Source organism: Pelagibacterium sediminicola (assembly GCF_003390885.1).
GTDB lineage: Bacteria > Pseudomonadota > Alphaproteobacteria > Rhizobiales > Devosiaceae > Pelagibacterium > Pelagibacterium sediminicola.
In genome coordinates, this window is the sequence record NZ_QMEL01000040.1 from 1 (window position 1) to 254 (window position 254).

The 254-nt window shown below is 59.1% G+C and carries 1 pseudogene; it reads left to right on the top strand.

Going from position 1 to position 254, the window contains the following annotated elements:
• Nucleotides 1-130: 130 nt before the first annotated feature.
• Nucleotides 131-254: pseudogene (locus DQG18_RS15915) on the top strand (IS630 family transposase); the annotation flags it as partial.

A 254-nucleotide genomic window follows, 5' to 3' on the forward strand; every position in this document is an offset into this window, starting at 1 on the left:
CCTGAAGGGCGCGAACCAGTTGCCTTTGCTCATCGAAGGCGTCACATTCACCGACGGCGTAGCCACCAGCGTCGCCGAAAATCGCGCCGCTTGATCAGGCCGTATCACCCAAAATCCCGCATAGCTCGCCGCGTTTGGCCTGCAGCCGCATCGCAGCGAGACATTCAAGCTTTCCACCGATCCGCTATTTGTCGACAAGGTGCAGGATATCGTCGGCCTTTACATGTCACCGCCGAACCGGGCCATCGTGTTGT